18 protein-coding genes are annotated in these 21721 nt (G+C 39.4%); 5 read left to right on the top strand and 13 right to left on the bottom strand.

Translation table 11 applies throughout. The features are described from left to right. Positions 1-34: 34 nt before the first annotated feature. Positions 35-1183, bottom strand: a complete 1149-nt coding sequence (gene alr / locus BM161_RS07005; RefSeq protein ID WP_074931292.1) for an alanine racemase — start codon at positions 1181-1183, stop codon at positions 35-37. A gap of 139 nt (positions 1184-1322) precedes the next feature. Between alr and BM161_RS07000 the strand changes: the two genes are divergently transcribed. After that, the gene (locus tag BM161_RS07000) at positions 1323-2285 is read left to right on the top strand and encodes a hypothetical protein (RefSeq protein ID WP_074931291.1); all 963 of its coding nucleotides are present in this window, start codon (positions 1323-1325) and stop codon (positions 2283-2285) included. An 18-nt stretch (positions 2286-2303) separates the two neighbouring features. Then, positions 2304-3716: a threonine synthase gene (gene thrC / locus BM161_RS06995; RefSeq protein ID WP_074931290.1), complete on the top strand. Its 1413-nt coding sequence runs from the start codon at positions 2304-2306 to the stop codon at positions 3714-3716. Positions 3717-3879: 163 nt separating this feature from the next. On the opposite strand, the gene BM161_RS06990 is transcribed toward thrC, so the two are convergent. The 4 genes from BM161_RS06990 to BM161_RS06975 all read right to left on the bottom strand — a co-directional run bounded on the left by BM161_RS06990 (position 3880) and on the right by BM161_RS06975 (position 9092). Further along, on the bottom strand, positions 3880-5916 hold the full coding sequence (locus tag BM161_RS06990; protein ID WP_074931289.1) for a glycoside hydrolase family 31 protein: 2037 nt from the start codon (positions 5914-5916) through the stop codon (positions 3880-3882). 75 nt (positions 5917-5991) lie between these two features. After that, positions 5992-6537 carry a (d)CMP kinase gene (gene cmk / locus BM161_RS06985; RefSeq protein ID WP_074931288.1) on the bottom strand — a complete coding sequence of 182 codons (546 nt, stop codon included), beginning with the start codon at positions 6535-6537 and terminating at the stop codon, positions 5992-5994. 97 nt (positions 6538-6634) lie between these two features. Beyond that, entirely contained in the window at positions 6635-7501 is an 867-nt protein-coding gene (locus BM161_RS06980) for a YicC/YloC family endoribonuclease (RefSeq protein WP_074931287.1), read from the bottom strand. Between the two features lies 1 nt (position 7502). Further along, on the bottom strand, positions 7503-9092 hold the full coding sequence (locus BM161_RS06975; protein ID WP_074931286.1) for a UDP-N-acetylmuramate--L-alanine ligase: 1590 nt from the start codon (positions 9090-9092) through the stop codon (positions 7503-7505). A 113-nt stretch (positions 9093-9205) separates the two neighbouring features. On the opposite strand from BM161_RS06975, the gene BM161_RS06970 reads away from it, so the two are divergent. Further along, on the top strand, positions 9206-10582 hold the full coding sequence (locus BM161_RS06970; protein WP_074931285.1) for a GGDEF domain-containing protein: 1377 nt from the start codon (positions 9206-9208) through the stop codon (positions 10580-10582). Between the two features lie 103 nt (positions 10583-10685). Here BM161_RS06970 and BM161_RS06965 read toward each other — a convergent pair whose 3' ends face one another. The 4 genes from BM161_RS06965 to BM161_RS06950 form a co-directional block, all read right to left on the bottom strand. After that, complete coding sequence (locus tag BM161_RS06965) at positions 10686-11201, bottom strand: rod-binding protein (RefSeq protein WP_074931284.1); 516 nt, start codon at positions 11199-11201, stop codon at positions 10686-10688. A gap of 107 nt (positions 11202-11308) precedes the next feature. Continuing rightward, positions 11309-12103: a flagellar basal-body rod protein FlgG gene (gene flgG, locus BM161_RS06960; protein ID WP_074931283.1), complete on the bottom strand. Its 795-nt coding sequence runs from the start codon at positions 12101-12103 to the stop codon at positions 11309-11311. A 113-nt stretch (positions 12104-12216) separates the two neighbouring features. Further along, a complete protein-coding gene (flgF, locus tag BM161_RS06955; RefSeq protein ID WP_074640341.1) occupies positions 12217-13014 on the bottom strand; it encodes a flagellar basal-body rod protein FlgF in 798 nt (265 codons plus the stop codon). Positions 13015-13191: 177 nt separating this feature from the next. Continuing rightward, a complete protein-coding gene (locus BM161_RS06950) occupies positions 13192-15273 on the bottom strand; it encodes a SpoIIE family protein phosphatase (RefSeq protein WP_074931282.1) in 2082 nt (693 codons plus the stop codon). Between the two features lie 222 nt (positions 15274-15495). Between BM161_RS06950 and BM161_RS06945 the strand changes: the two genes are divergently transcribed. Both BM161_RS06945 and BM161_RS06940 read left to right on the top strand, forming a co-directional pair. Further along, complete coding sequence (locus BM161_RS06945) at positions 15496-16788, top strand: glucose-1-phosphate adenylyltransferase (protein ID WP_074931281.1); 1293 nt, start codon at positions 15496-15498, stop codon at positions 16786-16788. A 60-nt stretch (positions 16789-16848) separates the two neighbouring features. Next, positions 16849-17328 carry a J domain-containing protein gene (locus BM161_RS06940; RefSeq protein ID WP_074931280.1) on the top strand — a complete coding sequence of 160 codons (480 nt, stop codon included), beginning with the start codon at positions 16849-16851 and terminating at the stop codon, positions 17326-17328. A 120-nt stretch (positions 17329-17448) separates the two neighbouring features. On the opposite strand, the gene BM161_RS06935 is transcribed toward BM161_RS06940, so the two are convergent. From BM161_RS06935 to BM161_RS06920, 4 genes are read right to left on the bottom strand one after another with little or no spacing between them, the layout of a single operon-like run. Next, positions 17449-18789 carry a sigma-54-dependent transcriptional regulator gene (locus tag BM161_RS06935; RefSeq protein ID WP_074931279.1) on the bottom strand — a complete coding sequence of 447 codons (1341 nt, stop codon included), beginning with the start codon at positions 18787-18789 and terminating at the stop codon, positions 17449-17451. Between the two features lie 29 nt (positions 18790-18818). Continuing rightward, the gene (locus BM161_RS06930) at positions 18819-20033 is read right to left on the bottom strand and encodes a two-component system sensor histidine kinase NtrB (RefSeq protein ID WP_074931278.1); all 1215 of its coding nucleotides are present in this window, start codon (positions 20031-20033) and stop codon (positions 18819-18821) included. Then, positions 20018-21244: a DNA polymerase III gene (locus BM161_RS06925; protein ID WP_074931277.1), complete on the bottom strand. Its 1227-nt coding sequence runs from the start codon at positions 21242-21244 to the stop codon at positions 20018-20020. Before BM161_RS06925 ends, BM161_RS06930 begins: the two co-directional genes overlap by 16 nt. Further along, the gene (locus BM161_RS06920) at positions 21237-21716 is read right to left on the bottom strand and encodes a CvpA family protein (RefSeq protein WP_074931276.1); all 480 of its coding nucleotides are present in this window, start codon (positions 21714-21716) and stop codon (positions 21237-21239) included. Before BM161_RS06920 ends, BM161_RS06925 begins: the two co-directional genes overlap by 8 nt. Between the last annotated feature and the right edge of the window lie 5 nt (positions 21717-21721).

The following is a 21721-nucleotide window of genomic DNA, read 5'->3' as shown; positions in this document are numbered from 1 at the left end:
TTTGAAAAGAAAATGATTATGATAACATCTAAAGCTATTTAATCTCACGGCGTACGCGTTTGCTCAGCGCTGTCAAAACTTCGTAAGAAATTGTGTGTCCAAGGCGGGCAAGATCCTCTGCTGTGTTCAGCGCACCGCTTTCTTTTGGTCCAAAAATCACTGCTGTATCCCAAACCTTTACATCAGGATTATCTTTTCCAATTTCTACCATGCATTGATCCATACAGATTCTGCCGCGCACCGGGTAATTTTTGCCATTAATTGTAACTTCAAGGCCTGGAGAAAAACGGCGGAGCAGTCCATCAGCATAACCAATCGGAAGAACTGCAATGTCCGTCTCTTCCGGAGCTACCCAGGTACGTCCATAAGAAACAGACTTACCTGCCGGGAAACGTCTTATAGCCACAACCTTTGTTTCCAGAGACAAAACGGGCTTAATATCAAAATGGCGGCCGGTCTTTTCAAGATATTCCTTAGTAATTTCATCAGGATAATAGCCGTAGGTAATAATTCCCGGGCGCACCATATCAAACTGCATTTCTTCATCATTCAAAAGAGCAGCACTAGCACCGCATGAACAAATACCAGGTTCAATTCCGCGAGCCTTTACTCCGGCAACAGCAGCCTTAAATGCCGCAAACTGCTCTTTGGTAAAGTCAATATTTTCCGGGCTCAGGCTGTCAGAAACTGCAAAATGAGTAATCATTCCGCCAAGTTTAAGGCCAGACGACTCAATCAACTGAGCCTGATCTCCAGCTTCTTCCGGATAACAGCCTATGCGGCCCATTCCGGTATCAACCGCAAGGTGTACTTTATAATCAGAATAACCTTCACGCTTTGCAGTATCGCCAATCAATTTAATGTAATCCTCTCCAAAAACAAGAGGAGTGATTTTATATTCAAAAAGAGCCGGCATTTCTGGCGGAGTACACAGGCTCAAAAGCAGAATTCCACAATTAATTCCGTTATCGCGAAGTTCAATACCTTCTTCTACAGTGGCAACAGCAACAAAAGAAGCTCCCACTTTTTCTGCAATCTGTGCTGTAAGAACAGCATTATGACCATAGCCGTCTGCCTTTACTGCAACACAAAGTTTTACATCTGGTTTTACGTATTTTCTGATTTGATTAAGATTATATTCAAGATTGTCTTTGTAGATAGTTGCTTTAGTACAGCGTTCCATTTTTTCCCACCATTATCCTATAACGTATAATTATACAATTTATAGTAAATTTTCGGCAATACGTTATTGTAAAAAAAGTCTTTTAATAATACAATAAACTATTAAAATAAAATCAAAGAGAGTGTACAAAAAAAACAAAATGAAAAAAACAAACATTATTCTAATAAGTGCAATTTTACCTTTAGTTCTTACATCTTGTGCAACAACATCACAGACAACTTCCGAAGAACATCATTCTTCTAACGATAAATCATCCCCAAAAGCAATAATCACAGTTCAAAAAACACCAGAAGAGCTCTTTCTTGAATCAATTGAAGGCTACTCTGTAAAAAAGGTTTCTTCTCCAAAAGAAATCACTTTAGGAAGAACTTTTGCAGCCCCTTATGTTTTTGAAGTAACAAAAGCAGACGGAACACCTGCAGAAAACTTCAGCCTTACCCTTTCTTATCCTGCTGCAAAAGCAGAAGGCGTAATCAGTTTTGAAAAGCTTGAATTGATTTCTGATGCAGAAGGAAAAATTAGTTTTACTGCTGAAAAACCAGCCTTCTCTGCAAAAACTCTTGTAAGCGTTTATCCAACTCCAGTTAGCGAAGATGAAGCTCTTTCAGAACAGCTCAAAAACTACACAGCAACTGCAGACTGGAAGGTAAAATCTGATATTGCGACTAAGGGTGCAGCCCTTTTTGTATGGGATTTTAATGAAAAAGACCGTCCTGTAAACAATTCTTATAACATTCAGGCAGAATTCAGAGGCCGCGGCATTACAAACGTAGGTAACGGTCCTGTAAATGAATCATCTTACATTGGAAAAATCAAATCACTTTATAAAGATACTTACGACATTATTGGCACCAGCGTATACGGCTATTTACTTTTCGGAACAATTAAGTTTGAACAGCCGGTAACTGCACTGGAAGATGGCACTGGTTATTACTGTATTCTTAAGGCAGAAATTGGTGCCCTTAATATGAAGAACGGTAATCAGATTTATTCTTCTATAATTACTTATGAAGCAAAAGGTAAAAACTGGAATGAATGTGTTTCAGTTGGAAAAGATAAACTTTCACAGCTTGTTGTAGATGATATTATGTATGGTCTGTAACAGGTAAAGGATGGAAAAATGATTTATACAGATACAAGAGACAGCAGCGTAAAAGCAGATTTTAGAACTGCCGTTATGGGGGGAATGAACCAGGCTACAGGAGGACTTTACATTCCTGTAGAGTTTCCAAAGCTCGATAAGGCTCTTTTGAATAAAGATCCTGCCCCTTCTTTCCGTGATGTTGCCTTTAATATGGCAAAACCTTATGTTGAAGGTGAGATTCCAGATAACGATCTGGCTTCAATTATTGCAGATGCTTATCCTTTCCAGCCAAAGGTTGTTCCAGCAGATTCAATCTCTTATATCATGGAGCTTTTCCACGGTCCAACTTGTGCCTTCAAAGATTTCGGTGCACGTTTTATGGCCCGCACAATGTCTTACTTCAACAGAAATGAAGACACACCACTCCACATTCTTGTTGCAACTTCTGGTGATACAGGTTCTGCTGTAGGAAGCGCTTTCCACGGTGTTCCTGGTCTCGACGTTACAATTCTTTATCCTGATGGAAAAATTTCCCCACTTCAGGAAAAACAGCTTTCTACCTTCACAGGAAACGTTCGCGCCCTCAAGGTAAAAGGTACTTTTGATGACTGTCAGAAACTTGTAAAAACAGCTTTCACAGATAACGAACTTCGCGGAAAGCTTCGTCTTTCTTCTGCAAACTCAATCAATATTGCACGTCTTTTGCCACAGAGTTTCTACTACATGTACAGTGCTCTTACAGTACGCAACAGAAGCCCAATGGATAACAAGATTCAGGATCCAGCAATCATTATGGTTGTTCCTTCTGGAAACTTTGGTAACCTTACTTCTGGTCTGATTGCCCGCGAAATGGGTGCTCCAATTGCAGGTTTTGTTGCTGCAACTAACACAAATAAGACTATTCCAGACTGGATTGCCACTGGTGATTACAATGCCCGTGCTTCAGTTGAAACATATGCTAATGCTATGGACGTTGGTGCTCCAAGTAACTACGAACGCATTAAGGCTATGTACACTCTTGATCAGGTTCGTGAACTCTTTGCTTCTTACTGGCTTGATAACGACGGAATTAAGGCTGCTATCCGCAGTTGTAACGATAAGACCGGCTACATCATTGATCCACACGGAGCAATCGGATGGCAGGCATGGGATGATATCCGCAGCGGTGCTATGGAAAAACTCATTGCCGGCGAAAAGAATGACTGGAATAAGCCTGGTCTTACACCAAATGTTCCTTCATGGGGCAACCAGATTGTAAATAAGAATGCTGTCGGTGTAATTCTTGAAACAGCTTCTCCTGCTAAGTTTGGTTCAATTGTAACTGATGCAATTGGAAAGGAACCACCTATGCCGGATCGTCTTGAAGCTGTTATGAGACTTCCAGACAACGCTATTCCAATGGAAAATGATTATAATCAGTTTAAGGACTGGTTATTAGCAAATCTCTAGAAATCTTATAAAAACCGCTCCCGTCGGAAAAAACACCCAAAAACGGCTTCCGCGCTTCGCTTGTGCAGAATGTTTTTGGGTGTTTTTTTCGACTCCGCGGTTTTTATGCTTCAATGAAGTTACTAATAATCACTTCATTGATTATTATCTTTTCCATTCCTATCTAACGAAGAATTCTAATTCTTCCTTCCAGATGGATGTCTGATGTAAAGCCATCATCTTCATACAACTCGTATGACTTACCTTTTCCAACTAAATCATATTTATTGTTTTTCATCTGAGATGTGTTCATTACTGGTTCAAAAAGTGGAACAATCTTGCCTTTTCTAACAAAGAATACAACGCTGTCTAGCGGCATTTCGATGTATGAATCTCCGGCCTTAATGTTCTTGCACTTTGTTTTGCCGTCTTTCCAGGTTACCTGAATCATTGGTTCTGGGAAGTATACCATACGGCCGTTTTCATTCTGTCTGCAAACCGGCGCAATCATAATTCCTTCACCAACAAAAAGCTGATCCTGAATCTCAAGGGCACGGCGATCGTTTTCAAAATCAAAACAAAGCGGGCGGATAAACATTTCACTGTTTACGGCAGCCTTAACATATTCGCTGTAAATATATGGCAAAAGTGCATAACGAAGCTTCAAAATACTTCTAAAGCTGTCGGTAGCTTCTTTACTGAAGCGGTAAAGCTCTTTTTCACGGGCATCCCATGCAGCATGGTTTCTCATAAGAGGTGTAAAGATTCCAAGAGACATCCAGCGAAGCATAAGGTCTTCTGTAGTCTGCTCTGCAAAACCACCGATATCTGCACCACTGTAAAGGTAACCGCACATATTAAGACCAGGAAGCATTTTGATTTCCTGTTCCATGTGATTCCAGCGGGCATTGTTATCGCCAGTCCAGATACCGCCGTAACGGTGAGAACCAATACATGAAGCACGACTGTACAAGAGACAGCGTTTTTCCGGCATAAGGGATTTAAGGCCTTCGCTTGCAGCCTGAGTCATCTTACCGCCAAAAAGGTTATGAACTGTGTCGTGGCGGTGAGGTTTCTGCTCGCCTTCAAGAGTTTCGGCGCGGTTATAGAATCTCTGATAGTCATCAAGACGATTGAAAGTTGAACCAGAAACCGCAGAAAAATCAAAGAAAGTATTGATATCAAGATTTTTTCCCTTAAAGGTTTCGAGTTTCTCAAAAGCTGCTGCAAGACTTTCATCAGAATAGAACATTGCAGGTTCATTCATATCATTCCAGAAGCCTTCAATCCCCAAATCTGTAAGATTTTTATACTTAGAACCAAACCAAGCTCTTACATCTGAACGAAGGAAATCCGGAAAGCAGGAACGTCCAGGCCAAACGCCGGCAACATAATCAGCTTTTCCATCTTCTTTTTTACAGAAATAGTTATTTTCCTTTCCTTCATCATAAACTTCGTAGCCGTCAAGAAGCTTAACGCCCGCATCAATAATTGGAACCAGGCGCACACCGTCGTTTTTAAGCTCCTGAGAAAAAGCCTTGAGATCTGGGAATTTCTTTTTATCAACAGAAAAATCCTTATAATCTTCCATGTAATCAATATCAAGACAAACTGCTTCAAGAGGAAGTCCGTACTGTTTATGTTTGTTTACAATTTCGCGTACATCATCTTCTGTCTTATAGCCCCAGCGGCTCTGCTGATATCCAAAGCCCCACATAGGTGGCACATAACTCATACCAATGATTTTACGGAACTGACGGGTAATGTTATTAAGAGTTGATTCCTTTCCACGATTTGCGTCGGCAGTAATTACATAAAGAACTACGCCTGTATCCTGGCAGGAAACTGAAATTTCAGAATAATCTGAATAGCCGAAATCAAAAGAAACACGAGAGCCGGTATCAAAGAACACACCGAAAGTCTCGTGAAGGGAACTTTCCTTTACAATAAAGAAGTTATGGGCACCGTACATAGACTTAGTGCCTTCATCCTGGCGCGGAACATCGCTGCACCAGCTTTCATAAAGATAGCCCCGCTTATTCATTCCGCGAACAGACTCACCGAGCCCGAAAATGCGTGTGTCGTGCTGCATGGTGTATTTCCAGCAGAACGGAGTCATAGTTACAATATTTCCAAAATCCGGATGTTCCTTAGAAACAGGAATATTCTCAATTACGGCTCCCGTTTGAACCGGCGAACCAAAAATATATTTCCTAATCATACTTTTGATTATAATACCGCCGGCATCAAAACAATATTGCCGATTTTCACTAAAAACATAAAAAAAGTGTGATAATTATCTTTCAATCAGCCCTTTTTCTACGAGTTTGTTCAGAATTACTTCAACAATTTCATCTGGAGTTTTTTCATTTACATCAATGATAAGGTCGCAGAATGCGTAGTCATTATTGTCAATGCCGTAGAATTCCTTGTAACGGCGGGTGTCTTCGCTGTCGCGCATGGCAGTAAAGTCTTTAATCTGCTGAAGATCGCCGCCTTCACGGTTGAAAACACGGCGTGCACGGGTATCATCACTTGCAAAAAGATAAACCTTAAGATCTGCTTCTTTGAGCATCCAGATTGCAAGACGGCTTCCAAGAACACAAGGCTCAGCAAGCGCAAGTTCTACCTGATGCTTATCTACATATTTGTCGTAAGAGTCATCTGTCTTAGCAGCTTCAATAACCTCAGGCAAAGTCATACCTTTTTCAGCCGCAAGCTGACGGAAAGTATAGTTAATTAGTGTAACACCCAGAGTTTTTGAGAGCAGACCGCTCACAGTTGTATTTCCACATCCAGATTTTCCGCTGATTGCTACTCTTACATCTTTGTTTAGTTTCATAATTTCCTCCAGTTTATGTATACGTCATTGCGAGGAGCAAAGCGACGTGGCAATCCATACATATAGATTGCTTCGCTACGCTCGCAATGACGTTGGCTTATTCAACATTTTTTGATTGCTCACGGATATTTTCCAGACTATCCTTTGCAGTAATAACCATGGCACCAACCTCAGCAAACTGATTCTTGCTGCCGATTGTGTTGATTTCGCGGTTCATTTCCTGGCAGATAAAATCCAGACGTTTTCCAGGAGCTGGATTTTTTGCAAGTTCGTCGCGCATTGCTGCAATGTGGCTGTTCAAACGTACGATTTCTTCGTTGATTGTATATTTCACCAGCATTGCCGCAGTCTCAGTCATAATGCGGTTTTCATCTGCCTTATCTTCCAGAAGCTCGCGGAACTTAGTTGTAATCTGTTCCTTAAAGTATTGCTCCATTTTTGGCTGCCATTCTGTAAAGAATTTTGCACACTCTGAGAGTTTTTCTAACTTTTTCTCCAGATCAGCCTTCATGTTTTCGCCTTCACGCTTACGGTCTTCCATAAAACGTGTAAGAACAGCTTCAAAAACAGGCTCAATCATAGCCTTATATTTTTCTACATCATATTTTCGGTTTACATTCAAAACACCTGGCTGGCTGATAATCAGTCCCAAAGAAACATCATCAGCAAAACCAGTAGCCTCAGCAATCTTTTTGATGGCGTTCATATATGCAACTGCCGCATTTGTGTCAGGAATTACTTCAGAATCACTTTCATTTTCACGCACTCTGATATAAACATCTACCTTTCCGCGAAGAACCTTTTCTGTAATCTTGGCACGGAAATAGCTTTCAAGCGGATTCAGATATGGAGGAAGATTTATTGCAAGATCTAAAAAACGTGAGTTTACAGATTTTATTTCAACTGAAACTGTTGCTTCCTCAGTTGATTTTTCTTCGTAGGCATAGCCTGTCATTGATGTCATATTATTTACACTCCAAAATTGCTTTTCCAAGTTTCCAGTTATCGCCGGCGCCCATTGTAACAAACAGATATCCGTCAGGGTATTCGGCCCCAAGCGGCTTTTCAAGTTCAGCCTTTGCGAAATCTGCCGCATCCAGAATCTCTTCATAATAATGAACGTTCTTCTGTCCGGTTACAAGAACTGCCTCATACAAGGTGCGTCCTGTAATATCAAAATCTGCAGGATTTTCACGTGCAGAACTGTAAATCTTATGTAAAATTACTTCGTCGGCTGCTGTAAAACAACGTGCAAACTCATTCAAAAGCGCCTGAGTTCTTGAATAAGTGTGGCTCATAAAATCAATTATGATTTTGCGGCCTTTGTAGAACTCGCGGTAACCTTCAAGAGTTGTCTTTACGGCAGTTGGATGGTGACCGTAATCATCAAGTACAATTACATCCGCACCATTTTTATTTGTAAAGCGCCCTACTATTTCGCTGCGGCGTTTTCCACCACTGAATTTCAACAGCCCGGCTTTAATATTTTCATAGTAATCTAATGGATTTTTTCCGTAAGCAACAAGCAGGCGGCATACTAAAGCAACAGCCGCAGCCGCATCCAGCACCTCGTGGCGGCCGGGCATACTCAAAGCAAACTCGCCTTTTTCTGCGAACAGGCCGAGTGTAAAGCAATTGCGTTCGTTTGCAACTGCACCGAACTTAACGGTAAACTCGCCGCCCCCCACGCTCTGGGCCTTTTCTCCATACGGCAGCGCAACAATATCCGGACGTTTCTCGCGGGCAAGCGCAACAGTCTCGCACGCGCCCTTATCGTCTGCACAGTAAATTACTTCACCGCCTTCAGGCAATTTGCATACAAAATCAACAAAGGCATTACGAATATCTTCATAAGTCGGGTAATAATCTTCATGGTCACTTTCAACAGAAGTAAGAATAATCTTCTGCGGACAGAAACTCATAAAATGTCGCTGGTACTCGCAGGTTTCTGCAACGAAGATACTGCGGTGGTTGAGTAGCCCTTCGGGCGTATCGAAACCATCTTTTTCGAGATCTTCGGTGGTTTCGATACGTTCGCTTCGCGAACACTCAACCACCGTAGGCGAAGTATACGTACAAGTTCCGCCAAAAGAATTAATCACACTGCCCGCAAGCACCTGGCTCGGTAAATCAATCTCTTTAAGAATAGTACCTACAAGACCTGTTGTAGAAGTTTTTCCGTGAACACCGCTTACACCACATGAAAAAGCCCGTTCACTGTAAGCACCCAAAGCCTGAGTGTACAAAAGACAAGGTACTCCACGGCGAACCGCTTCAATCAAATCTGGATTTTTATCAAGCTTGTAGGCAGAAGAATAAATTACATACTGAACATCATCAGTAATATTAGACGCAGCGAATTCCACCGCATGAAGTCCAAGGTTTTCCAATACTTCATCAGTATAAAAACGCTCAGAAACATCAGAACCGGTAATAACAGCTCCCTTGTGAAACAAAATCTCAACAAGAGCCGCCATTCCGGTTCCCTTAATTCCAACAAAATGTATATGAACGCCGTGAAAATCTTCCGGCAAAGAAACAACATTATTCTGCATAAAAGCATTTTACCACAATCATCTTTTTAAGACAATGAATGGCAAAATACAGTTTGATTTAAAGTTTTTTCTTTTTATTGAAAAATCCAAAATTCACTATTACAATGTGTTATATGGATTTTCAAAATCTGGTTGACATGTATGAAATGGCAGCCGCAGTCCTTTCTGTTGAAAAAACTCCGGATGGACACTGGGGCGAAATTCGTATTGTCTGTGCAAATACTCAATATAAACAAATCATGGGACCAAACTACCATGATGATATGATTTATTCAGAGCTCATTCCTGCAGAACACAATTTCGAAGATTTCTGTTTCCGCTGTGCAGTTCAAAAACAGCACCTTCATTCTTATGTTGATACAAAAGCAATGGACTTGTGGACAGATGCCACCTACATTCCGCTTTCAACTGAATTTGATACAGAAAAATTAAGCTATTTTCTTTTCCATTTTGAATTTACAAAGGCACCTGATGCAGAAAGACTTTCAAACATTTCTCTTGAAACTGCTCCTTTTGTAATTCAGACCTGTCTTAATCTTCGTGGTGCAACTAATTTCTACGAAGCTATGAATACAGTAATCTCAGACATTCAGGCTAAAACCGAATCGTTCTGCAGCTGTATCATTATGATTGATAAAGAACGAAATAAATATGCACCTTTATGCTCAAAGCTTTCAGATCCAAATCTTACAATGAATGATTTCATGCCTTACCTTACTCCAGAAGTTGTATTCTCCTGGGAAGAAACTTTAAAGACTACAGATTGTGTTATTGTAAAAGATGATTTTGATATGGATAATCTTGAAAAGATAAATCCGGTTTGGGTAAAGAGTCTTAAAAGCGCAAATGTAAAAAGTCTCATTCTCGCCCCTCTTATGCAGGGAAAGAAAATGACAGGTGTTCTTTTCATCACCAATTTTAATATTGAACAGATTATTCAGCTTAAGGATTTTATTGAGCTTACAGCCTTCTTTCTTTCTGCAGAAATCAATAATAATAATCTTATGGAACGCCTTGAATACATGAGTAATATTGATACTCTTACAGGCGTAAAAAACCGAAACTCAATGAATGCCCGTGTAGACTGGCATGTAAACAACAGCTATTCGGTAAAAACTCCGTTCGGTATTATTTTTGCAGATTTAAACGGATTAAAACAATGCAACGATAACGGCGGTCACGAAGCCGGCGATAAACTTTTAATTAACGCAGCTAAACTTTTGACCAAGCATTTTGGCAAATATGAAATTTACCGTTCCGGTGGCGATGAATTTGTTGTCATAGTTCAGCAGTGTCCTAAAGAAGAGTTCGAAAAGAAAACTGAAGAACTCCGTGCAGAAAGTGGTTACGGCTCAGACGTTTGTCTTGCAATTGGTACCAGCTGGACAACTGATGGTAAGGAACTCCGTTACTGTATGCACATTGCAGACGAAGCAATGTATGCAGATAAAAAAGAATACTACAGAAAGCATCCCGACATCGCTAGATAAACTTTCTCTCTAAAATAAAAATCCCCTGTACGCCAACGACGCCAGGGGGTAGATGTAAACAAAATCAGAGAGGGTCTCTGAAAGCTAAGCAATGTTTAGTAAATCAGCCGACCAGTGAAAGATAAATCTGATCAGCCAGACCAAAGCCCGCATTTTTAGTCATTGAATCTGCATACTCATCATAGAGCATGTCTTCGTAAGTCTGGCGGGCAAAGTCAGACTCACCGCTTTTATGTACTGTCTTTCTCATTTCAGAAAGCATCTGTTTTACAAAATAACTTTCCAGCTGCATTGATTTTTCATACAGCTCAGAAGTTCTATCAATATTTTTCTGCTGAACGTGGATATTAGCCTGATTAGCAGCGGCACCGGTCGGACGTGCATTCTTATCTGCTTCAGAAGTATAAGTTCCTGCAAAACCAGTTGTATATTCACCATTAAGACGGCCATTTTCAGCAATCTGACTTGAAGAAACAGTTCCACGTCCTTCATTCTGATTTTTGAAGCGTTCTACGAGTTCTGAAAATTTTGCAGTATCTGCAGACTGACGTGCACTCTGCAATGCGCCCTGTCCACCTGTGATTCCGCTATATGTATTAGAAACTAATCCTACGTTCATAATCTCCATCTCTTTTGTACAATACGGTGATTGAGCTTGTCGAAATCACCGCAGAGTTCGATTAAACGGTAGTTTCGACAGGCTCAACCACCGTTTAATCACATTTACTATCTCTTAAGATTTACCGCTGTAGACAACATAGTATCCGAAGTCTGGATAGCCTTACTGTTAAACTCATAAGCACGCTGTGCAACAATCATCTGAACCATTTCGTTTACAACCGAAACGTTCGACATTTCAAGGAACTTGTGGCGAACATCACCAAATCCATCATAACCAGGGCGGCCGGCAATTGCTTCACCACTTGCTGCAGTTACTTTGAAAAGGTTATCACCTTCAGCCTGAAGACCTACAGCGTTAGGGAATCTGTAAAGCTCAAGCTGTCCAACTTCTACAGGATCATTTTCTCCGTTGATTTTTACAGAAACAAGACCTGTCTGAGTTACGTTCAAAGTTGAAACGTCGTATCCTTCAGGAAGAATGATTTCCGGGATTACTCTAAGACCGTTGTTTGTTACAAGCTGACCAGCTGAATCTACCTTGAAAGAACCGTCGCGGGTGTAAGCATAGCTTCCGTCATATTTCTGAACGCGGAAGAAACCTTCACCAACGATAGCCACATCAGTATCAACACCAGTGTTCTGGAGAGAGCCCTGACTCATAATTCTCTGAGTAGCTCCAACCTTAACACCAGTACCCTGCTGAATTCCAACCGGAGTAACAGTATCTTCAGTTGCAGGAGTTCCTGCGAGCTTAAGGTTCTGATAAACCAGGTCTTCAAACTCAACGCGCTGCTGCTTATATCCAGTAGTATTTACATTTGAAAGATTGTTCGAAATTGCATCAATATTTGACTGCTGACCGTTCATTCCGGTAGCTGCTGTCCAAAGTGATCTTACCATTTACTTACTTCTCCTAAAACACCGCGTTAGCGGTCGCACAGGATGTGCGAAATCGCAGTTTTTTCAAAAACTGCTGTTCAAAAAATTACATGGATGTAATTTTTTGAACACTCCTACTGCAGAACGGCAACCTTCTGCCAGAGTGTGCTCATCATAGAATCTTCAGACTGAATTGTTTTCTGATTAGCTTCGTAAGCACGGTTTACTTCAATCATCTGAACCATTTCATTTACAACATTTACATTGCTTGTTTCTGTATAGCCCTGAAGGAAGCGTGGACGCTCATTACCTTCTGCAATGTGAGCTGGGCCAGCAATGTCGTTTGTAGCATAAAAACTTTCGCCCATCTTTTTGAGATAGCGCTCGTTATCAAAGCGAACAACCTTAAAGCGGTCAATTTCTTCACCGTTTTCTTCGTGAGCGATAATTCCGTCTTCATTTACATTGAACTTGTCATCTTCAACATAGATATATCCTTTTTCACCAAGAACTGGATATCCGTCCTTAGTCTCAAGAATACCTTCTTTACCTATGAAGAAGTTTCCGTTGCGTGTATAGCGCTCTCCAAGCGGAGTATCGATTACATAAAAACCTTCTCCACTGAGAGCTGTATCTGTCTTTGTATTTGTGATTTTGAAAGAGCCCTGTGCGAAATCAATGTAGTTCTCATTTGTTTCTACACCAAGACCAAGCTTACCGATTACAGGTGCTGCATCTGCAGAACCTTCGGTTGTGTGATAAACACCGTCAAGATTTGTACGGCGGATCAGCAGTTCAGGAAAGCTCTTACTTGCAACAACATCACGTTTGTAGCCAGTTGTGTCTACATTCGCAAGATTGTTGGCAATTGCATCAAGCCTGTTCTGCTGTGCATTCATACCAGAAGCTCCGGTATACCAGCCTCGAATCATTATTTATTCCCCCTGTGTAAGCCCGCTGGCGGGCGGTGCTTAATAGCAAAGCGTTAAGAAAAATGCGAAAGCATTTTTTAGCTTTACCATTCTGAATTTATTTACATCTACCTTTATCATCGGTTTTGTAAAAAAATTGTTTAGGGGGAAATTTGATTTACATCAACTTTCTTCTTATTAGTTTTGTGGATTATACTGCAGGACAATCACAGTAAGGTCGTCTTTTATTTCACTGCCTTCTGTAAACTTGTAGAAGCGGTTGAGTACATAATCAAGCTTACTCTTTGCACTTCCAATTCCAGCATCTTCCAAAGCTGCAGCTATGCGTTCTTCTGTAAACTGTTCGCCGTTTTTATTTACAGACTCATTAAGACAGTCCGTGTACAGAATAATGCTGTCGCCCTTCTGCATCTTAAACTTAACTGCGCGAAATTCCTGCTTAATATCTCCAAAACCAATAATTCCGTTTTTCTCACTGGTTTCTTTTGGTTCAACCGGATAACATCTTCCATTTTTAGCTGTACGGATAAATACCTTAGGATGTCCCGCATTAATCAATTCAACCTGATTTCCTTCAATGCGTAAAAGAACTCCGGTAAGATAGTTTTCAATGTCACCTTTATCTTCTGTAATCTGTCTGTCAATTTCAGAAACAACTCTTGAGAATGGAAGATTTGCACATTCGCGGAATTTTCTGTCAATTACAGTCTTTGCAAGCATAGTTACAAGACCAGAAGCAATTCCATGTCCTGAAACATCAAAAAGACCAACCCCCTGCAAATCAGTTCCGTTATGGAAGAAGTCATAAAAATCACCAGAAACACCGGCTGCAGGCTTAAACTTGTAAACAACATCCCAGTTCTTAAAGTTTGGAAGAGATGGATTAAAGAAGCTGTTCTGAACATTTGCCGCAAGTTTAAGATCACGGTCTGCCTTTTTCTTTGCTTCGGTAAGCTGATTATTTGTAAGCTCAAGCTGGCTGTTAGCTTCTGAAAGCTTTGAGTTAGACAGAGAAAGTTCTCTTGTACGTGCTTCAACCTTATTCTCAAGAGTTCTGTTTAATTCTTCTACCTGGCGTCTTGATTTTACAAAGCGGTTTGCAAGAATAAAAAGCAAACTTACAATTACAAGCTGCCAGCCGATAGAAGTGATATACGGGAAGCTGTAATTCTTCAAAATATTATGAACTATGATATCGATAAGGAAGGTTCCCAGAAGTGGTGAGAAACCAAAAAGCAGAGTAACAGCATCCTTTTCCTTTTTTACAAGAGCCCTGATGATTATACAAATCAGATAAATCATAGGCGGAATGAGCATCATAAATGTCCAGCGCATAGCACGCAAAACTCTGTAATCTTGCGCGAAAAGAACAATTACAACCGGAATAATCAAAAATCCAAGTCTGATATATTTAACGCCCTTCTTTTCTGATGAATGAACAAAGCTAATGATAAAGGAAATAACCATATAGCAGATAAAGAAAGGCATTGAATTAGAGAAAATCTTCTGGAAAACAAGGAAAGAAACATGTGTTCCAAAAGCAAACGAAAGCTCACCGTAGAAAAATACAGAAAGATAGAGAGCTGAAAGAAGATTGATAAGAGCAAACATCAGATTTTCTTTTTCATTACGGTTCTTAAAATAAAGCATAAGATGATAGCAGGCAATTACAACCATGATGAAGGCAAAAATCAGATTGATTTTGCTGTTCCAGAATGCCTCACGGGAAGCAGCTTTACGTGCAACTGGAATTGTGCTGATAAAAGGATTAGAAACAATTGAACCTTCTGCATCAACCCAGATTTTAACGAGAATCTCGTTGCTGCCACTGTTCAAAATAGCTTCTGGAATTGTATAAAAACGTGCTGTATTCCATGCACTGAATTCATTTGGAGGACAAGTTCCCTCACCACCAATGAACGCTCCATTTACATAAGTTTCATCTGCAATTGAAATACGGCCAAAGTAAACACCAAGATTCTGATTTTTAAGGCTTTCTGGAATTGTAAAAGTCTTTTTGAGCCAGATAAAACCATACTGTTCTGGGACAAGAGTCTCAAGGTTACCAAGAATTGAATTGTCGAAAGCTACATAATCTTCCGGCTTTGCGTTTTCATCCAGTGTATAAGTCCAGCCGGTTGTAAGATCGATTTTTGCATCTGGGTTTGAAGTCTTACATGAAGAAAAGAAAAGTGTTGAAACAAGAACAAGCATAAAACTCACTGTAAGACATTTGATTTTTAATAATTCTGATTTCATTAAAACCTCTGTTTTGTTAAGTGATAGCAATGCAATATCTATGATAGTTATACTATCATTAGTATAACATACAGTTATATCATAAGTAAATAGTTCATTTATAAAAAGTTTATTATGAAGGAATTCAATAGAAATAATTTGCAAATACAGATTTTCAGACTTATAATTTATTTTATAGCATAAATACTATTGCAAAATTGCATCATCACAAGGAGTTTTTCTATGGCAAACACAGAACCAAGAGTTCTTTCTATCATTCTGGGCGGTGGTAAGGGAACAAGACTTTACCCACTTACAAAGGAACGCTCAAAACCAGCTGTTTCATTCGGCGGAAAATACAGAATTGTTGATATTCCTATTTCAAACTGTATCAACTCAGGTTATAAAAAGATTTATCTTTTGACTCAGTTCAACTCTGCTTCACTTCACCTTCACATCTCAAACTCTTATAATTTTGACCGTTTCTCTGGCGGATTCGTAGAAATTCTTGCTGCAGAACAGACTCTTGAGCATTCAGGATGGTATGAAGGAACCGCAGATGCCGTTCGTAAGAACTTCATTCACTTTAAGACACAGAAACCAACACACTATATCATTCTTTCAGGCGACCAGCTTTACAAGATGGATTTGAGAGCATTTATGGATGCCCACATCAAATCTGGTGCTGAAATCACAATCGCTACAACTGCCGTAAACCGCCACGACGCTTCAGGTTTTGGTATCATGCAGATTGATGACCAGAATCATGTAAAAGCTTTTATGGAAAAGCCAAAGCCAGATCTGAACATTGACGACTGGAAAATTCCTGCAGAAGCACGCGGAAGCCTTCCTCCAGAGAAAGAATACCTTGCTTCAATGGGTATTTATATCTTCAATGCCGACACAATGGAAGAAATGCTCGGCGGTGAAAACGAAAAATACACAGACTTTGGTAAAGAAATTCTGCCGCTTGCCATCGGTAAGAAAAAGATTAATTCTTATGTATTTGACGGATACTGGGAAGACATCGGAACTATCCGCAGCTTCTATGATGCAAACATTGCACTTTGTGAACCATATCCAACTTTCGACTTCTTTGGACAGACACAGCCAATTTATACACACATGCGTAACCTGCCACCTTCAAAAATCAACAAGGCTGATATTAACGCATCACTTATTTCTGAAGGATGTATCATTACAGATGCAAAATTCAACAAATCTGTTGTCGGTGTACGCTCAATCATCAATGAAGGAACCGAATTTGACGGCGTAATTATGATGGGTGCAGACTATTACGACACAGAAGAAGAAAAGGCTGCAAACAAAAAAGAAGGAAAACCAAGCACTGGAATCGGTAAAAACTGTAAAATTGCCAATACAATCATTGATAAGAACGCAAAAATTGGTGATAACTGTAAAATCGGCGTAAGCGGAAAGAAATACGAAGACGGTGATCACGGCAGCTTCTACAGTGCAGACGGAATTATCGTTATCCGAAAGGGTGCAGTTATTTCTTCTGGAACAGAGATTTAATTAATTACGGTGGTTGAGTAGGCCGAAGGCCGTATCGAAACCACCTGTATTGGAGTGATTATGCCTGATATGTACGACAAGCTGGGCGAAATGCTCAATGAAGCTTTAGAATCAGGCAAAATTCCACAAGATAAAAAACACGAAACAGAAGAGGAATCGGTGGTTGAGCCTGTCGAAACTACCGGTTCCTCTTCTGATTTTATTAAAAATACTCAAAAATCTACCGAAAATAACAAGAAATCAGCTAAAAATGACTCAAAAACCGCTTTTGCAACCGGCCAAGTAATAAAATTGCATAAATATACATACAATATGCAATTTCCGCCACAAATTCAAAATGCACTAACCACACTAGATATAGTGTACCCATTTACACAAAAAGATATCTTGACTGCATATCATAAAAAACTAAAAGAAACCCACCCGGATACTAAAAATACTATACACAATTCCAATAGTGTCAACAATTTTAGACAATTAAGTATAGATGAGATAAAGAATTCATACCAGATTCTGTGTGATTTCTTTGGAATTAAGTAGAAATAGTAGTATAATTTATTAGACAGTAATAATTGTATAAAATTATATACACCTATTTTCTGTATATAATTTTATACACAATTTCTTCGGCTTGCTTTTTAGCGGTTCTTCGATTTTCGGCTACTCAATATTCAGCTCTTCCAGTTTTCTATGCAACGTCTTTCTTCCAATTCCTAAAACGTCTGCTGTTCTGGATTTGTTTCCGTTGTTCGCTGCAAGATTTTCCTGAATAATAATCTTCTCTGCTTCATCCATTGTAATACCGATTGGAATTGTAATTACCTTTTCTTCACCCTGCGCTCTCAGAGCTCTCGGTAAATCTTCCATTTTAATTTCATCACCAGTACACATTACAACAGCACTTTCAACAGCATTCTTAAGCTCTCGAATATTTCCAGGCCAGCTATATTTTATCATTGCAGATTTTGAAGCTTTGTCAAAACCTTTAATATTTTTCTTATTCTCAATATTGAACTCTCTTAAAAACGAATGCATCAAAAGAGGTATATCATCCATACGCTCTCTGAGAGACGGCATCTCAATCCGCACAACATTCAATCGGTAAAACAAATCTTCACGGAAGCGGTCTGCCTTTACCTCATCTTCAAGATTTCTGTTTGTAGCAGCTACAACTCTTACATCAACCTCAATCGACTTTTCACCGCCAACTCTTTCAAACTTATGCTCCTGCAAAACTCGGAGCAGCTTTACCTGAGTCGCAAGATTGACTTCACCAATTTCATCAAGGAAAACAGTGCCACCATCCGCAAGTTCAAAGCGTCCCTTATGGACCGTTTCAGCACCGGTAAACGCGCCCTTCTCATATCCAAAGAGTTCACTCTCAATCAACGTTTCTGAAAGTGCTGCACAGTGCACGACAATAAAAGGCTTGTCCGCTCTGTCTGACTGCGCATGAATTGCCTTGGCGACAAGCTCTTTACCAACACCGCTTTCGCCGGTAATAAGTACACTTGCCTTTGCAGGAGCAGCCTTTGAAATCATCTGACGAACTCGGTTCAGCGAATCACTCTTACCAATCATCTCATCAGAACTTTCAGACTTCAAAAGTTTGGCTTTGAGTTCTCTGTTCTGTTCGGCAAGTATTTTTCCCTGAAGAGCATTTTTTACAATTTTATTTAAGTGATCAAGATCAAGCGGCTTGGTAAGAAAATCAAAGGCGCCGGCTTTAAGTGCAGCAGTTGCATCATCAATACTACCATGACCGGTAAGTACAATAATTGGAATTCCAGGGTGCTCAGAAGTTACTCTCTTTACAACTTCACTTCCGCTGATTCCATCCATTCGAAGGTCTGTAATAACAAGATCAATTCCGCCCTGAGCAATCAGCTCCAGACCGTCTGCACCATTTGCTGCCTGTTTTACATCATAGCCTTCAAGCTCAAAATTATCAGCAAGTCCGTTACGAATATTCTCTTCATCATCAATTGTTAAAATAGTCATGACAGTTTTTTCTCCTGATACCCGGTCTTTTATCTGCTTTCAGAACTCAACAACTTTGTGTCTTTCTGTGGAATCGGGAAGGTAATTGTAAATGCAGTACCCTCGCCTTCCTTTGAATCAACAATTATTTCACCTGAAAATTCTTTTATGATTTTATAAACCATTGTCATTCCAAGTCCGGTTCCGTTTGCCTTTGTTGTATAATAAGGCTCAAAAATTTTAGACAATGATTCTTCAGACATTCCGCATCCGTTGTCCGCAATTGTAATAATAAATTTATTATCACGTACGGTATTGGAAATACAGAATTTTGCACCATTTCTTTTGTCATTATATTTTGATTTGATGGCAGCAAGAGAGTTCTGCGAAATGTTCATTATTACATCGCGGAAAAGTTTTTCATCAAGAAGAATTCTCTTGTTGCTTTCAGATGCCTTATATAGAACTTCAATTCCTTCCCGGTTAAATTCCGGCTTAAAAAAGTTTATAAGATTTTCAATAAGTTTATCCGGATCTTTAAGTTCAAGCTGAGCCTTAACAGGACGAACAGCAAGAAGAAAATCCATTACCAGTTTATTAAGGTGATCAATTTCTTCATTAACAACATCAATATGATCTTCAACAAACTTTGGTGCTGGAAGTTTATCTTCATTCTCACGAGCCTTAGCAAGTGCTTTTTGAATCAGCTGAATATGTATGCTTATTGCACCCAGCGGATTTTTAATTTCATGAGCCATACCTGCTGCAAGGTTTGTAAGATTTGCAAGATTTTCCATTCGATGAAGCAGAATATCCTGATTTTTCTTTTCTGTAATATCGCGGACAAGAATAACCTTACCGTTTAATTCACCTTCATTTACCAATGGAGAAATTGTGATTGTAAGGAAACGTACAGAACCGCCCGAGGTAACGGTTGAAAAATCTTCTGAACAGTTTGTAACATTTGTTTCCATACAATTACGAAGGAACTTTGAAACATCTTCGTCTTCTACATATTCCCAGATAGCATTTTCACTTCCAAGAATATCTTCAAGTCTCTCAGAAAATGGAAGCCAGCTTTCTGCAATTGTGTTATAACGGAGCAGTCTGAAATCATCATCAATAATCAAGAGTCCAGTTGAGAGAGATTCCAGAACTGAATAAAGATTTTCGTTTTCATCAACAACATCTTCAAGAAGTGAGAGAACCTGTTCTTTAGAAAGTTTTTCAGCCTTCTGCTTTACTCTCTTTACATAGCTTCGCAAAATACACCTCCAAACTTAATGTTCAAAGCAGACATATCACGCAAAAGAATTTCCAAAGCAGAAACAGGAGACTGGTTGTAAAGAATAATATTGTCACTGCAGTTTCTAAGAAGTCCGATTGCCTGTGCAACAGCTTCACTTCCAGACTGTGTTTTCATCATTGGCTTCATAAACATGGCAATATTTGAGAGGAAAAGTCTAAGCTCAATTCGTGGATTAAACTTATCACACTTTTTAACAATCTCATCAACATTACAAATCTGTCTGTGAACAATTGAATTATAAAAGCTTCTTGCCTGTGCTTTTATTTCAGATGGAGTTACCGGCAAATAAGTTAAAAGATAATCATTAAGACTTCCGTTAAAATCCATATTATGGAAAACGCGCTGAATAACATCTTTCTGCTGATCTACAGTGCGGTCTGTAAAGTTATAAGTTCTTACACGAGAAAGAATTGTCTGCATTATTGCATTTCTTTTTGAAGAAAGAAGAATAAATACAACATCTGCAGGAGGCTCTTCAAGAATTTTCAGTAAAGCATTGCGTACACTGGTCTGCATTCTGTCTGCATTTTCAATAATAACAGTTTTACGCCCTTCTTCAGATTTAATGTGAGCCCACGCTTCCATATTTCTAATTTGATTTACAGGAATAGAATCATAAAGATATTCATCTTCAAGCTTCATACACTGTTTTGCAATATCATCACAAAGCTTTTTTACAGTCGAATTATCAGGAAGCTCTCTTGGAAAATCCAGCTGCTCAAGATTTTCATTTATCTCTTCAATAATGCTTCCAATTTTGTTTAAGTTAGAATCCCCTTCCCAAAGGATTCCATTAAAACGTAAAGTTAATTTTCTAACGCTTCGCAAAAATAAATAACGCACAGCATCAATATATTTTGCCTGAATAAAATGTGCTTCTGTAAAAGTTTTTGACGCTGCAGCAATTTCCAAAGAACAGTCTCTTGGACCTAAAAGCATAAGGTTCGAACAAATCAAAGCTTTATGCTGTAAACAAGATGGACATTCACAAAGCCATTCACCCTGTTTCTGTTCATGGCATGAAAGTATACGAGCAGTCTCTAGAGCCGCAGTGAGTTTTCCGCTTGCCTCTGGACCTGCAAATAAAACAGCTCCAGGAAGTTTATTATGTTTAATATCTGAAATAAGAAGTTTTCCAGCAGACTGATTTACAAGATTTTCAAACATGAGTTCCTAACTCCTCTTTAGTAGAATTAAAAAGACTTGTTACAAGGTTTACAAAAAAGCTTCCTTCAAAAATTGTCTGTACACTAAAAAAAGGCTGTGCAATAAGAAGGAAAATAATAAGGCTCACAACAGCACCACCTTCAACAATTCCAAAGATAAAGCCTAAGGTACGATCCAGACTTTTTAATATACTCCATTCAAAAACTTTTGCTACAATCATCTGAACAATTTTTATAACAAGAAAAGTAACAACAAAGATTAAAAGAAAGGCAATAATATTAGCGGCATATGCAACCTTTACGTCTTTCAAAAGTTTTTCAGCGATATCTTTATAAAAAAGATATGCCAGAAGAATTCCTGCAACAAAGGCAATCTTTCCAAACACATTGTCAATAAAACCTTTGATTACTCCTGAAATTGCAAATACAAGAATTATTGCACTAAAAATCCAGTCTACCACTGTAAAAGTCATTTCCC

The organism is Treponema bryantii, from assembly GCF_900113965.1.
GTDB classification, from domain to species: Bacteria; Spirochaetota; Spirochaetia; order Treponematales; family Treponemataceae; genus Treponema_D; species Treponema_D bryantii_A.
The sequence above is the reverse complement of the archived record's forward strand: the minus strand, read 5'-3'. Positions and strand labels throughout refer to the sequence as shown.